The following is a 14,554-nucleotide window of genomic DNA, read 5'->3' as shown; positions in this document are numbered from 1 at the left end:
CGCAATATTTTTCCTACTACACATTTATACCAAGGAACAAGAACGTTCCAACGCTTGCTTAAGTAAGGCTTGATATTCTTTATCTTCAACTCGATAAGCACCAAACCTCTTCAAATGTGGATTCATCATTTGAGCATCGAAAAACACAAATTTCCTCTGGCGCAATCTTTCCACCAACTTTACCATCGCTACCTTCGAGCCTTCGGGAATGCGATAAAACATCGACTCGCCAATAAAAGCGCCGCCAATAACAATCCCTAAAATTCCCCCAGCTAGTTCGTCACCGTGCCAAGTTTCAAAACTAAAAGCATAACCACTCTGGTAAAGTAGCCAGTAAATCTTTTGCAATTCCGGTGAAATCCAAGTTGTCTCTCTGTCAGCACACCCAGCCACCACAGCTTGGAAGTCTCGATTAATCGCCACAGCAAACCGTTCTTGATTCAAAACGCGCTGCAAAGACTTGGGGTAGCGAAACCGATTATCTAAAGGAATAAAAGTCCGATCGCGACTTCCGTACCAACTCAGGCGATCGCGCTCATCAGCCATGAGAAAATAGCCTTGTGCATAGCCCTCAACAATAGCGGCGATATCATATTGCATAAATAAATATAAAAAAACACTCTTAGAAACGCAATTTGATGCTAACAGTCAACCTCAGCGTTTCTCAGCGTTTCCCTTTGCGTCCCTCTGCGTTTAAAAAAGATGACTCAACCAATTCCACCCATCACCCTACCACCGCCCGAAAACCCTCTCCTCGAAGGTGAATGGTTACGAGAACGCTTACAACGGTGGCTAGATACAGAATTTATCCCCGAAGCAGTCAACCAAAATATTGCCCAACGAGCCGCACAGATTTTTGTGCGTCAACGGATGGAAGGAGAAAATGACCTTGGTTCTCTGGTAATTGCCATTGTTACAGAGATGCAGTCCTATGATTTTTCTAATAGCTTTTATGGAGAGTTTGCGATCGCCAACGCCGTCAGCGATCTACTCTTAGAAAGTCTGGGAATTGATAAGTGTTGTGGTCAATAATATTTTGTCATTTGTCCTACCCTTCGGGAAGCCGCCCTCCGGGCGTCTATGTCATTAGTTCTTTGTTATTTACCAATGACCCTTACGGGTTGGCCAGTCACTCATGGGGGAAACCACGCCAGATGCTCCACTTGGGGAAACCCCTGCGTACCCGTCACTGGCTCCCCAAGACCGCGCTGGCTCACTAATGACTAATGACTCTTAACTACCAGCTAGACTTAACAACTCCAGGCAAAAGACCTTCATGTGCCCATTCTCGCAGCACGTTCCGAGACAACCCAAAATCGCGGTAAACACCTCTAGAACGACCAGTCAACCAGCAACGATTGCGGTGGCGGGTGGGTGCACTATTCCGGGGTAGCTGTTGAATCTTCCGGTGGATTTCCAGCTTATCCAGAGGAGATGCTGCACTTCTGAACTCTTCCAAAAGAGCTTCTCGCTTGTCAGCATACTTTTCTATCAACCTGGTGCGCTTTTTCTCGCGCTCAATCAAGCTCTTTTTTGCCATAAATTCTCTAACTTAATTTAAAGACACCGTTTTCCATTCTACAGTCTCCCCATCAATTCTGGGGTTACTTGTGTCGTTTACCCTACAACCCCTGGCTTATTAGCAGCAGGACATAAATCGGCGAGTTCACAAGCAATGCATACGGGAGAGCGGGCTTTACAAATCGCCCGACCATGATAAATCAGCCGAATTGACCAATTTTCCCAATCAGGCTGAGGCAATAAACCCATTAAATCTTGTTCAATCCGAACGGGGTCTGTATGATCAGTTAAACCCAAACGTTCGCTAAGGCGCTTAACGTGAGTATCTACCGTCACGCCAGCATTAATGCCATAGGCATGAGCCAAAACTACATTTGCTGTCTTCCGTGCCACACCTGGAAGCTTTAACAACTGTTCCATCTGGTTGGGGACAACAGAGTTAAACTCAGTGACAATCATCCGACAGGCGGCTTGAATGTTTTTGGCTTTGTTGCGATAAAATCCGGTTGAACGCACCAAACTTTCTAATTCTACCAAGTCAGCGATCGCTAAACTCTCAGCATCAGGAAACTTCCCAAATAAAGCTGGTGTTACTTTATTCACCCGCTCATCAGTACATTGAGCAGAGAGAATCGTTGCCACCAACAATTGTACTGGCGTTGAGTAATTTAAAGAGCAAGTAGCATCTGGATAAAGACGCTTCAGACGAGCTAAAATTTCTAGCGATCGCTTCCTTAAAGGTAAAAGTTTCTTTTTTGCACTCTCTATTTTCACTGGAATAATTTTTGTACCCACTCCAATTGGCTAGTTAATTGAGTAGTTTCTTTGACTATCAGAAAAATTCCTAAGCCTAAGAGTAACACCAAACCGGTTTGCATTACACCTTCTTGAATCCGGGCAGGCACAGGCTTACCGCGTAAACCTTCAATCAGCAGAAAAGCGAGTTGTCCGCCATCCAAAGCTGGTAAAGGCAAAATATTGATAATAGCCAAGTTAATGCTGATAATTGCCGCAAAAGACAACAGATTTGCGCTATTGTCCTCAGCTAATTTTGCACCGATTTTGACAATATTAACTGGCCCAGAAACTTGTCCAGCAGTTTGTTGAAAGTTGGTGATCAACTGACCAAAACCACTGAGTGTACCAACAAATAATTGTTGAAACCTGTTAGCAGCAATGCCAAAAATTTCAAAAGGACTATTAGGACGGCGATAAACTGCCGTAGCATTTGGACTAAGTGCCACACCAACTACACCTTTGCCATCAGCTCCTAATTTTGGGGTTAATTTCAGAGTTTGTTGTTGGTTGTCACGCAGAATTTTCAGTTCGATTTGCTGATTGGGATGAGTTTGAATTTCTTTTGTCAGCAAAGGAGTTGACTTATCAGAAGCTGGAAGTTCTTGACCGTTAACAGCCAGAATAATATCTCCTTCCCGAATTCCTGCCTGATAGGCAACAGATTCTTGATTAATAGGCTGTACGGCGACACCAGCTTTATAGGTTAATTCCTTGGGAATGCCGACGATACCCAATTGCAGAACCAACACTAAATAGGCAAATATTAAATTGGCGATTACTCCAGCACTGATAACGATCGCCCTGTCTAAAACTGGACGGTTACGCAGCAGATTTGGGTCATTGGGTGGAACATCGCTATCGGGGTCATCATCAGGAAAGCCCACAAAGCCGCCCAAGGGAAAAGCACGGACAGCATATTCGGTTTGTGACCCTTGGTACTTTAAAAGAACTGGGCCAAAACCCAAAGAAAAACGGTTAACGAGAATGCCTTGAGAACGTGCTGCAACAAAATGTCCCAACTCGTGTACCAAGATCAAAACAGCCAAGACTGCGATCGCTGCTAAAACTGACATAGAGTAAATTAGTGAAGATATTAAGCTATAGTTATCTCTATTCTAATTGGGCATTGGGGAGGCAGTGACGGGTACGCAGGGGTCTCCTCAAGTGGAGGAGGCAGTGCGGTCTTGGGGTCTCCCCAAGTGGAGCAACTGCCGTCAACTGCTCTCATTGGGCATGGGGCATAGCTCATTGGTAAAAGACAAATGACAAATGACCAATGACAAATTACAAAACTTCACGTCCCAAGTAAGGTTGTAACACTTCTGGTATCCTCACCGTCCCATCAGGTTGTTGATAATTCTCCAAAATTGCTGCCATCGTCCTTCCCACCGCCAAACCTGAACCATTGAGGGTATGTACGAACTGAGTTCCTTTCTTCCCCGCCTCTTTGAAGCGAATATCAGCCCGTCGCGCTTGGAAATCTATAGTATTGGAACAGCTAGAAATTTCGCGATATTTGCCAGAAGAGGGCAACCAAACCTCTAAATCATAAGTTTTGGTAGAAGCAAATCCCAAATCTCCAGTACTTAAATTTACTACTCGGTAAGGCAACTTCAACGCCTGTAAAATTGCTTCTGCATTCCCTACCAATTTCTCCAGTTCATCAAAAGAAGTGCTGGGTTCGACAAACTTCACCATTTCCACCTTGTTGAACTGATGCAGGCGAATTAATCCCCGCATATCGCGCCCATAACTACCAGCTTCGCGACGAAAACAGGGAGTAAAAGCACAGTGGTAAATAGGCAAATCTTCAGCAGCGAGAATTTCACCCCGGTAGAGATTTGTAACTGGAACTTCCGCCGTCGGAATCAGCCACAAGTCGTCATCAGCGCATTTAAAGCTTTCTTCCGCAAATTTAGGTAACTGACCGGTCGCCGTCAAAGACTCAGTATTCACTAATAGCGGTGGACTGACTTCCACATAACCAGCTTGAGTATGGAGACTCAGCATAAATTGAATTAATGCCCTCTCCAATGCCACACCAGCGCCTATCAAAGTCACAAAGCGACTTTGGGCAACTTTAACAGCTCGCTCAACATTGAGAATACCCAGCTTTTCGCCAATTTCCCAGTGAGGGAGAATATTCGGATTTTGGGGAATGTACTCATCACCCCAACGCCGCACTTCTACGTTATCTTCATCATTTTTACCAAGGGGTGTAGAGTCGCTGGGCAAATTGGGAAGTGCCAATACAAGTTGAGCAATTTTAGCTTTGAGGTCTTTTTCTTGGGGTTCCAGTTCACTCAACGTAGCTTTGACAGAGTTACCTTCATCCCGTAAAGCTTGAATTTCTGGGTCTTGAGGATTGATCCCAGATTTAATCTTCTGCCCGACAATTTTACCAATTTCGTTGCTACGAGCTTGGAGTTGACTACGCGTCCCCTCAAGTTCCCGTTGTTGCCGATCTAACAGTAATATCGGTTCAATGTCGTATTTACCACTACGACTATTCAATCGTTCTTGAACTAATTGCGGATTTTCCCGTATTTGCTTGATATCCAGCACAGATTTTTCTCAGTTTTTAGCCTATTATCTACCTGCCAACACATCAGCATATACTGATTTTGGCTTGCGACGAGCATAAAAGCAACCATAAAAATTTCCCCCTGCCAATCTTGCTAGGGCTAGAAAAATTTAAAATCCAAAATTTAAAATCCAAAATTTGGTATTACTCCCCTTTCTAAGGTCGGTTAATGCGATTGAGTAACCAAAGCGATGCAATAACCCCTGCAAAGTGTGCTGAAACAGTATTGGTGTTTGCCTGCACCACAAGCATATCTAGACCGCTAATAATTCGGGTAGGGTCAAAAAATTGGGTAGTTATCGCTTGAGGAGATATGGATCTTGCTACCAGTGTTCCAACGATCGCTTGCGCCCCCAAAAGAGTCACCAGTATTCCTCCTAAATTCACCCACAGCCCTAAGCGTAATACTTGCACAGTCTCGCTTTTCCGAGGGCGATTGCTGGGATTGGAGGATTCCAATTGTTTGCCAATTCTCGTGTAACGATAAGCTAAATAAATACCTCCACCCAAAACAACCAGTCCACAAATTGCTAAAAATACGCCAAAGCCAGTCCCAGGATTATTACTAGGACTGCCAGTTCTTTGATTAAAGATGGCGAACAACAACACAATTATGCTAGAAACAACGCCTAGTACTAGCTGAATCCAGAAGCTGATCCAACCTGTAAGGCGAAAAGTTTGGGCAATTGCCCTAAGAGTTGAGGAAGATGATGGGGCATCAGGAGTTTGTGACATAGTTCACCAATGTGCTGGGCGCTTGATTAAGGGACGCGGGGACAAGGAGATATGGAGAGTTCTTTACTTGTGTCACCGCATCTCCCCCTCTCCCCGTATTCTTTCTGGCTTTTTACTAGACTTCTTGGCATTTGTCGGGAAAAGGGTAAGGGGAAAGGGGGAAAGGTTTGTTATTTTCCCTTTCCCCTTTAACATGAGTCCATTTTCCCACCTCTTGCAAAAAGAACTTTTGCAAGAGGTCTACTGTATATGGAAAACCTCTCTAAATCTTTCTCTTAAATAAAGAAAGACTTTGAATTTTCCCCTTCCCGCGACGTGTTGGGGGTTAAGAGGTTAGGTTTCTTGGGGGCTTTTCCATATCCACATAACGTGAAAATTTAGGTCTTCTTTGATAAATTTACTATCACACCTGCCATAAGAGACAAGAGATTCTCTTGTCAAAGAAATAAGTAATCGTTACTGCTTAAGTGTTTCCACTGCCATACCAGCCTTAACCCAGACACATCCCTTAGCGTAAGCTTTTAAAATTCGCATTGGGAAAATCACTGTAAAACAAAGTGTTTATTAACTTTTACAGACAAAATAGCATTTTACCTGTAAAATTTCTTCGATGGCATTTTATTGCTTAAGCGGTTCTAACTAGTTCAGCATCACTTGACACCAAGATAGTGAGTTCGCCACTGTCTGTTCGTTCCTCACCACACCGTATCGAGCTTGGGTAGAGGTACACTAGACCTCTTGCAAAAATAGTTTTGCAAGAGGGGGGAAAGGGTAAAGGTTAAAGGAAAAGGGTAATTCTATCGCCGTTTTCCCCTTTACCCCTTACCCCACTTCTGCAAGAAGTCTACTATTTTGTACCCCTAAAACTCGCAAACTCTTCCCACAACTTTACAGGCGTGGGTGATTATTTGGTGTTTACGCAATGAATATCTAGTCTAAGTAGCTTTATATGTATTACTCACTTAGTGGTAGCACTGTATACTGGCTATAAGGATTGTAGACCTTACTTTAAAGCATTTTTTTAGCCATTCACTAACCATGAAACTTGAGGATATATATCAATTTTTTGAGAATCCTCCGCCAACTTACCTTTGTCAGGAACTAGCAGTTTGTTACATACTGTCTGTTTTATTACAAGGTGAATCCTACGGAACCGAGTTGATCGAGCAATTAGAAACTGAATATCCCATCTATCGGCTTTCAGATACCGTACTTTACAGTGCAATCAAATTTTTGGAAGACCAAGGGGCAATCACTGGATATTGGAAGAAACTCGAAGGACGGGGACGCCCCAGGCGGATGTACCAAGTTTTTCCCGAATGGCAAGTTCAAGCTCAGGATTTAGCTTTTCTTTGGCAAAACTACATTAACGGGAGGAGAAGGTAATACCATTTTAGATTTTAAACTTCGTCGTGAGCGCTTAGTCGAGCGATTTTGGACTTTGGATTGTGGAAGAGTCCCTAATAATCGCTTTTTGGCGCTCCATTTGTCGCAATCATTGTTCAAATTGGTATAACGAATAATTGATAATGAATAAGTCTCCTCCAGTCAAACACTAACAATTAGTTATGGATACTGCTATTCTGCCATCTACGTTCCTGCTAACCTTGTTGTTATCGGTTGGGCTGTTTTTCTTTATTCGTGCCTCGACTAAAGACCGCACAGAAATAGTGCAACTGGTATCTGAGCAAGACGAAGCTGCTTTAATGTCTCAATTAAAAGAGTATTTTCGATCGCGGTCTTACCGAGTGGCAGGGGTAGACCGAGAACAAAACCAGGTGATTTTTGAAGGTAATGTTCGCCCCAGCTGGTTCTTAGCTATATTTCTAACTTTACTGGCAGCTAGTGGGATTATTTGTCTATCTTTGGTTGTATCCCTGCTTTTTCCTAGCCTCAGTACCTTTGTTCTCGCGCTGGTATTGCTGTCGCCTTTAAGTGGTCTATTTTATTGGAAAAAATCTGGAAGACTTGAGAAGGTATCGCTCAAAGTAGAAACAACTCAGAGCGAACAAACCTCCTCAAGTAACATAACCGTAGTTGCCCATCGAGATGAACTCAGCGAGTTGCAGAGGACTCTACAGCTTAAGCCTGGGAAATAATTGTTGCTTTTTGTGACCATCTCTTAACTATGATATGCAGACTTCTGACCAGACCTACTCTTTAGGTAATGGAAAGTAGGAAGGAGGAAATCAAGACCCCTGCTTTGTCACTTTTCCCCATGACTTGTGTCGTGGGGAAAAAATTTAAATTCATTAACTTAAATTCATTGACAGAGCAAGCTTTAACCATCTACGGCATAAGAGCGCAACTTCACTCTTCTTTTTAGACGCGCTTGGCTCTATACCCACTCCCTTCTGCATCATCAAAATAGTATCAACCCATGCAATCTAGCGTGGTTTGAGACAGGTTTTTTTTCCAACTACCTGGACTAGATTTACTGGCAAATCAGGTACAAACTAAAAAAAAATTAAATTTTGCATAAACTTAGCAATTTTGCCAGTTAATGTAGTCAGGAGCCACATTCAATGCCTAAGATGACCATTTATCGGTTCACCTACTAGCTAAAGCAAGAGGTTCCTGACCTGGCGAAGGTTCTAACACCCTCAAGCTAGGAAACAAGAAATGGTTTTCCTCTACGTATTGAGCACCAAACAGTCCCTTTTCTGCCCAGAAATAACGATCTGTAGTGTGTTCATTTCGCTTTACGAGTAGCAATGCAGGTGGCAAAATCCCTTCAGCTTGAATGAATCTTCTCGCTGCTGTCACAGGCTTTTCTTCGCCACTTTCGATGCTATATTGAGGCACATGTTCCAAAATACGCCGTCCTTCCTGACGACGACGACTCTTCCTTTTGCGTCTCCTTGCCAATATACTGTCCTCCTCTTTCAAGCTATAGATTGTAGTGATAGCTACAAAATCCGTCGTCATTATATAGGTTCTAGTTCAAAATATCAATAGTTTTTAACCTTTTAATATAAGAAAGTTAATATCTAATATAGACAAAACAAAATTACCTAAGAATATAATCCCCTAGTAGAAACCATCTCTAAGAAAATTTTAGTTAAGCTTTATTAAATGAGTGAGGTAAAAATTAAGTATCCTCTCTTACATCATGCCTCAAAATCTATAATCTTGAGCAATAGCTAAAAAATGTTAATGTCTGCCAGTTCCGATTTTCTTGCTCTGTGTCGAGAGCAAATAGCGCTACTAACCCAAGGGCTGGGAGCAACTTTAAGTATTGTGTACCTAACACAAGAATTGATAGAAACTCCTTCCGGTGATGCAAAACTTATTCCTGTGGTGATTTACCCAGAAACAGCATTACTACCGCCAGGAGAGGAGAATGCTGAGGGGACAGCATACAAGCAACTTCAAGTTGGAAATGCGTTGAGATTACCCAATCATCAGAGAAGGTTATTGACAGCAGGTTCAGAATCTCCCAGCTCGTCACGGAAGTCGGAGACACCAGATTCGTCTCAACCCGATCTAAAAAATGAATACCTACTTAGTGGCAACCAAATTGTTTTACCTCTGGTTTATGAGGGTGTGATGATGGGGTTATTAGTGACAGGTAGGCAAGACCGGGCATGGAACGAACACGAGCAAAGTCAGATTCAACGGATAGCTCAAACATTAGCGATCGCTTGTATTTTAGATCAGCGCCGAGCATGGTTTGAGGAGCAGTTGCGCGAGCAACAAATTCTCCAAGAAAAACAGCAAGATTTGCTAGATAACCTGTTGCATCAGTTTCGTAACCCATTAACAGCTTTACGGACTTTTGGCAAATTGTTATTGAAACGACTACGACCAGCAGATGCTAACCGGGATGTGGCAAATAGTATTGTCAGAGAAAGCGATCGCCTTAAAGAATTACTGCAACAATTTGAACAAGTAATTGACTTGACAGAGGCAGATTTAGCACCACTACATCTACCGGAAGATGGAGTATTTGTAGAAGCAACTATTCAAAAATCCGCTAAACCGCCGCTATTATTACCAGGAACGGGAGATAAAGCAGTTGACTGCTCCCTAGCAGATATATTAGAACCATTATTAATATCAGCCAAAGCGATCGCCCAAGAGCGAAAGCTAAAACTAATAACTGAAATTCAAGAGAATTCATCTCTAGTACGTGCCAATGTCAAAGCATTACGAGAAGTGTTAACTAATATTATTGATAATGCTTTGAAATATACTCCCATTGGTGGTAAAATTTTGATTCAGGCAGGGCAAAAAAAAGCTCATTTTCAGGGAATAGTTATTAGTGATAACGGGCCCGGTATTCCACCCCAGGATTTAGAACATCTTGGAGAACGGCATTATCGCGGTGTACAAGCGCAAACAGAAATTCCCGGTACAGGTTTGGGGTTAGCGATCGCTAAACAACTAATAGAGCAAATGCAGGGCGAAATTGAGGTTTTCAGCCCTGCAATCAACTCTAAATTCACTTCACCCAATGCGCCAGGAACTACATTTATTATTTGGTTGCCGGAAGTTGAGAATTAGTTTTTAGCCTTGGACAATAATGTTTTCACTGAACCGCAGTTGTAGCGATCGCGTCGAGATGTGCGATCGTTTGCGGTGAAAGTTGCAGGTCTGCCGCTTTGGTGTTTTCGTGCAGATGACTAATGGATGACGTTCCAGGAATTAACAGGATGTTCGGCGATCTCTGAAGCAGCCATGCCAAGGCGACCTGCATCGGTGTGGCTCCAAGTGATGCTGCGACAGCATCGAGGGCTGACGATTGCAACGGATTGAACCCACCCAGCGGGAAGAACGGCACATAAGCAATTCCCTGCTTCGCGAGGTCGTCAATGAAAGCGTCATCTTCCCGGTGCGCTACGTTGTACTGATTCTGCACGCAGACGATTTCTGCGATCGTTTGCGCCTCTGCCAACTGCGTAGGTGTGACATTGCTCAAACCGAGGTGACGAATTAATCCCTGCTCCTTAAGTTCGGCTAAGGTCGTTAGCGGCTCTGCAAGAGAACCCTCTGATGGGCCGTGAACGTCACCCATCAAGCGGAGATTGACAACATCGATCGCATCGAGTCCGAGGTTACGCAGGTTGTCGTGAATCGCTTCGGTTAGTTCCTGCGGCGACATCGCGGGAACCCACGAGCCATCTTCAGGACGACGCGCTCCAACCTTGGTGACGATCGCTAAATCTTCTGGGTAGGGATGCAGTGCTTGTCTGATAATTTGATTCGTGATGTGAGGGCCGTAGAAGTCGCTGGTGTCGATATGATTAATGCCAAGGGCGATCGCTTCGCGCAAAACAGCAACGGCTGCATCCACATCTCGCGGCGCACCCATTACATTCGGGCCCGCGAGTTGCATGGCACCATAACCTATGCGCTTCACTGTGATTGAAGTGTTCGGCAGCGTAAAATTGCCACCAAGGTTCGTTTGCTCAGACATATTGCTACTTTCTCCAAGAATTTTTTAGTGATTTAACGAAAGCAATTTTGTACAGTCCATTTCTCATTGATGTCGCAGCGTGCGATCGCAGCCCTCTTTTGGCGATCGATAGATTCTTAACGCTTGTCATTAGACCTCTTGCAAAAGTAATTTTTGCAAGAGGTGGGAAAAGGGGAAAGGTTAAAGGGAAAAGGTTTTTATTTTCCTTTACCCTTTCCCCCTTACCCTTTTCCCTACAAATGCCAAGAAGTCTATTGTTCGTTGCGGCTTGCGAATATTTGCTCATACTCACCGTTCCTTTCAGCAAATCGTAGTGCTTTGACACGATTAACAAGGATTTCGCCGTGGGGCGGGTTGGGAGTGCTGAGAATCTGCATCACTTCAGCAATAAAGTCAGCCAGTGGCATTGCAGCAGGATCGGTCGCCTGACTAGCCCCGCCAAGTTCCGTCTGTACATAGGGTGGGGCAAGTTCAAGAACCTCCACGAAGGTTTCTTTAAGCTGAACGCGGAGCGACTGCAACCAAGAATGCAGAAAAGCCTTGCTCGCGCAATAAGTCGGATATGGACTGATGGGAACGAAAGCCAAGCCAGAGGTGGTGGTGATAATCGTTGAATGCGGTTGCTGTTTGAGAGTCGGGAGGAGCGCCGCCGTGAGGTGAAGTACACCGACAACATTAGTCTGAATCATAGACTGGATCGCAAAGAAATCGATCGGATCTGAGGTGAGGTCTTCCGTCTTAGCAATTCCGGCATTGTTGATCAGAACATTGAGTTTAGGGAACTGCTCTCGAACGCGGGACGCAAAGGCTTCGATGTCCGCCGGATCTTGAACGTCAAGTTGAATCCCGTGCATACCGGAGTGAGCGGCGGTGATTTCGTCGAGAAGATGTTGACGGCGACCTGCGACGATCACTTGATTACCGCGTTGATAGAAAGCCTCGGCAAGCCCACGACCGATGCCGCTTGTGCCGCCAGTAATGAGGATGGTGTTGTCCGTGAGATTCATAAGTATTTTTCCTGCAAAGATGTCAAAATTTGTTGAGAGTAAAGTTGTTGTCAAAGCTGAAAATTCAATCAGCGCTTATTCGCCGCTCACGCGCAACACGATTTTGCCCAAATAGTGCTGTTTCATCGCATCCTGCGCCTGTGCCGCCTCTGACAGCGCAAATGTCTGCGCGATGTGAACTTGAAACTCACCGATACCGATCAATCGGTTAAGTTCGTCTAACAACATCGGGTCGGCGAAGCCATTTGCCTTCTTGAGTTCCACACCGTCGGGCGCTTTGGGTTCGGGCATCACGCCGTTAGGAAAGGAGACGATCCCACCCTGGCGCACCAAACTCAGCGTAGATTGAACTGTGTCGCCGCCCACCAACACCAGCGCCGCATCGAAACCATCGGGGGCAAAAGCGCGGGCGCGTTGGGCAACGTCGTCGGCGCGTCCATCTACCGCTTCGTCGGCACCCAATTGCTTACACAGTTCTACGCCGTCTGCACCAGATGCGATCGCGAAAACGAGTGCCCCCATACGTTTAGCCAGTTGCAGCGCCACGTGACCGACACCGCCGCTCGCGCCCCACAGCATTAATTTGGTTTCGCTGCCTATCCCCAGTGCCAGCAAATTGTTTAGCGCTGTGATACCAGCAATGGGTAGCCCGCCTGCCATCAGCATATCGAGACCATCGGGTATCGACGCGACCGTTTTTTCAGATACGACGACGTATTGGGCATAGCTACCGCCCTTGTCATTCATGAAGCTCTGGGCGTAAACGCGATCGCCAACAGCAAAACGCTCAACGCCGTCGCCAATGGCAACAATCGTGCCTGCACATTCGCCGCCCAGCACGCGCGGAAAATGGACTTCGTTATACACCAGATCGCCTTCACGCTCCATTGCGTCCCAGATGCCAACTCCGGCAATCTCGATGCGAATCAAAACTTCGCCTGCATCTACCATAGGCACGGGTAAGGTGTGCAAAGTCAGCTTGTCAGCATGACCGAACTCGTCCACAGCCATTGCTTTCATTTGTTGCGGAGTATTTTGCATAAATAGGTTCTCCTGCTTATTGCTTCAGTTGTTATTGAGGAGTTCAAAGGCGTAAAACTGCTTTCAAAGTTTGTTTGGACGGATTGCCATTTCCTCCAAGAAGTTTTTAATTTCAGGAAAGAAATGCGGCATCGTTCTTCGGACTCTTTAAGGTCTTGCTTGAGATGCTTTCATCCTACGAATTCGATTCAGAGTTTCCAATGCCTAAAACTCTTCGATCCTTGCCTAATTCTCCAGCATGGATTGCTTGAAGACATTCTATAATCGTGTAGGGCATTGAATGAGTCGAGGCTTTACCATGACTTTCGTTATCCCCAATTCTGAGGTAGTTGCAGATCGCTGCGAAGCGCTGGCGGCATTAGTGGAGCGGCACACCGAACCCAATAACAACCTTGTTTATCCAACTGCGATCGCACCATTGAGCTTTTCGCGATCGAATGCGTCATCTGCGATCATTTACCAGGATTATGAACCGCGTCTGGCCATTCTCGTTCAAGGCAAGAAAAACATAGTGCTGGGAGAGGAAACGTATCCCTATGAGATTGGGCAATGTCTTGTTGTCTCAGTCGATCTCCCCATCGGCGGGTGTATTGTTGAGGCGACAAGCGATCGGCCGTATTTGGGATTAAAGCTGACCCTAGACCCAATGCAACTTTGTGAAATGGCTGCTCAAATGAATTTTAGTTCAGCGAAGAAAGAGAACTCTGTCCGAGGCTTATTTGTGAGCAACGCCGATCCCACGTTGCTTGACTGTGCCCTTCGCCTCACTAAGCTCTTAGATACGCCACAGGATATTCCTATGCTGGCACCGATGATGATTCGGGAACTCTACTACCGTCTGCTGATCGGGGAACAAAGTGAAGCCGTGCGTCAAATTGCTACATCTGGCAGCAGTATGCAGCGAATTGCCGAAGCGATTAAACGGATTAAGTCTAAGTTTACTCAGCCGATGCGAGTCGAGGATTTAGCAAAGCAGGTAAGAATGTCTACTTCGTCGTTTCATCAGCACTTCAAGCAAGTGACTTCAATGAGTCCGCTTCAATATCAAAAGCAGTTAAGACTGTTGGAAGCTCGTCGCCTGATGCTGACGGAAGATTGTGATGCAACCTCTGCTGCCTATCAGGTCGGGTACGAAAGTCCCTCACAGTTCAGCCGGGAATATTCCCGCCTGTTCGGTGCGCCACCGATGCGAGACATCGAACGGTTACGAACGGCTTGACCGAATAATTACTAATTCGTAACTCGTAATTCGTAATTCGTAATTCGTAATTAATGGTACAAGCTTACGCTAATAAAAAACGGCGTAAAAAATTTGCTTAGAGATGATTTATAAAGTAAAGCTTAAATTGTAGGGTGCGTTATAGCAACGCTTAACGCACCGACAGATATGATGCGTTACGGCTAATGCTGATTTTTTGAAACTCCCAAATCCTTACATAGCCGTAACAC

Annotated in this window: 15 protein-coding genes; 5 read left to right on the top strand and 10 right to left on the bottom strand. The window is 45.0% G+C overall.

What is annotated here, in order from left to right:
• Positions 1-24 precede the first annotated feature (24 nt).
• Positions 25-600: a leucyl/phenylalanyl-tRNA--protein transferase gene (gene aat / locus RMX98_RS10020; protein WP_322680880.1), complete on the bottom strand. Its 576-nt coding sequence runs from the start codon at positions 598-600 to the stop codon at positions 25-27.
• Positions 601-702: 102 nt separating this feature from the next.
• On the opposite strand from aat, the gene RMX98_RS10015 reads away from it, so the two are divergent.
• Positions 703-1,032, top strand: coding sequence for a hypothetical protein (locus RMX98_RS10015; RefSeq protein ID WP_012410384.1), 330 nt, complete (start codon positions 703-705; stop codon positions 1,030-1,032).
• Positions 1,033-1,237: 205 nt separating this feature from the next.
• Here the strand turns inward: RMX98_RS10015 and rpsN are convergent, their stop codons facing one another.
• The 5 genes from rpsN to RMX98_RS09990 all read right to left on the bottom strand — a co-directional run bounded on the left by rpsN (position 1,238) and on the right by RMX98_RS09990 (position 5,638).
• Positions 1,238-1,540: a 30S ribosomal protein S14 gene (gene rpsN / locus RMX98_RS10010; protein WP_292724399.1), complete on the bottom strand. Its 303-nt coding sequence runs from the start codon at positions 1,538-1,540 to the stop codon at positions 1,238-1,240.
• Between the two features lie 77 nt (positions 1,541-1,617).
• Positions 1,618-2,316 carry an endonuclease III gene (nth, locus tag RMX98_RS10005; RefSeq protein ID WP_322680879.1) on the bottom strand — a complete coding sequence of 233 codons (699 nt, stop codon included), beginning with the start codon at positions 2,314-2,316 and terminating at the stop codon, positions 1,618-1,620.
• Complete coding sequence (rseP, locus tag RMX98_RS10000) at positions 2,292-3,392, bottom strand: RIP metalloprotease RseP (RefSeq protein ID WP_322680878.1); 1,101 nt, start codon at positions 3,390-3,392, stop codon at positions 2,292-2,294. The genes nth and rseP overlap by 25 nt, the downstream gene beginning before the upstream one ends.
• A 211-nt stretch (positions 3,393-3,603) precedes the next feature.
• Entirely contained in the window at positions 3,604-4,884 is a 1,281-nt protein-coding gene (gene serS, locus RMX98_RS09995) for a serine--tRNA ligase (RefSeq protein WP_322680877.1), read from the bottom strand.
• 175 nt (positions 4,885-5,059) lie between these two features.
• A complete protein-coding gene (locus RMX98_RS09990) occupies positions 5,060-5,638 on the bottom strand; it encodes a DUF3611 family protein (RefSeq protein WP_322680876.1) in 579 nt (192 codons plus the stop codon).
• 1,038 nt (positions 5,639-6,676) lie between these two features.
• Here RMX98_RS09990 and RMX98_RS09985 point away from each other — a divergent pair.
• A complete protein-coding gene (locus RMX98_RS09985; protein ID WP_322680875.1) occupies positions 6,677-7,024 on the top strand; it encodes a PadR family transcriptional regulator in 348 nt (115 codons plus the stop codon).
• Positions 7,025-7,206: 182 nt separating this feature from the next.
• Positions 7,207-7,737 (top strand): cofactor assembly of complex C subunit B, encoded by a 531-nt coding sequence (locus tag RMX98_RS09980; RefSeq protein WP_322680874.1) that lies wholly within the window; start codon positions 7,207-7,209, stop codon positions 7,735-7,737.
• A 451-nt stretch (positions 7,738-8,188) separates the two neighbouring features.
• Here the strand turns inward: RMX98_RS09980 and RMX98_RS09975 are convergent, their stop codons facing one another.
• Positions 8,189-8,506, bottom strand: a complete 318-nt coding sequence (locus RMX98_RS09975) for a DUF3155 domain-containing protein (RefSeq protein WP_041566316.1) — start codon at positions 8,504-8,506, stop codon at positions 8,189-8,191.
• Positions 8,507-8,788: 282 nt separating this feature from the next.
• Here RMX98_RS09975 and RMX98_RS09970 point away from each other — a divergent pair, with 282 nt between their 5' ends.
• Positions 8,789-10,144, top strand: a complete 1,356-nt coding sequence (locus tag RMX98_RS09970; RefSeq protein WP_322680873.1) for an ATP-binding protein — start codon at positions 8,789-8,791, stop codon at positions 10,142-10,144.
• Between the two features lie 25 nt (positions 10,145-10,169).
• Here RMX98_RS09970 and RMX98_RS09965 read toward each other — a convergent pair whose 3' ends face one another.
• The 3 genes from RMX98_RS09965 to RMX98_RS09955 all read right to left on the bottom strand — a co-directional run bounded on the left by RMX98_RS09965 (position 10,170) and on the right by RMX98_RS09955 (position 13,105).
• Entirely contained in the window at positions 10,170-11,057 is an 888-nt protein-coding gene (locus RMX98_RS09965) for an aldo/keto reductase family oxidoreductase (protein ID WP_322680872.1), read from the bottom strand.
• Positions 11,058-11,308: 251 nt separating this feature from the next.
• Positions 11,309-12,064 carry an SDR family oxidoreductase gene (locus RMX98_RS09960; protein WP_322680871.1) on the bottom strand — a complete coding sequence of 252 codons (756 nt, stop codon included), beginning with the start codon at positions 12,062-12,064 and terminating at the stop codon, positions 11,309-11,311.
• Positions 12,065-12,139: 75 nt separating this feature from the next.
• A complete protein-coding gene (locus RMX98_RS09955; protein ID WP_322680870.1) occupies positions 12,140-13,105 on the bottom strand; it encodes an NADP-dependent oxidoreductase in 966 nt (321 codons plus the stop codon).
• 298 nt (positions 13,106-13,403) lie between these two features.
• Here RMX98_RS09955 and RMX98_RS09950 point away from each other — a divergent pair, with 298 nt between their 5' ends.
• Entirely contained in the window at positions 13,404-14,324 is a 921-nt protein-coding gene (locus RMX98_RS09950) for an AraC family transcriptional regulator (protein WP_322670961.1), read from the top strand.
• Positions 14,325-14,554: the final 230 nt, after the last annotated feature.

Source organism: Nostoc sp. DedQUE02 (genome assembly GCF_034531035.1).
In the GTDB taxonomy this organism is placed as follows: domain Bacteria; phylum Cyanobacteriota; class Cyanobacteriia; order Cyanobacteriales; family Nostocaceae; genus Nostoc.
This window is presented reverse-complemented; position numbering and strand designations above follow the sequence as displayed.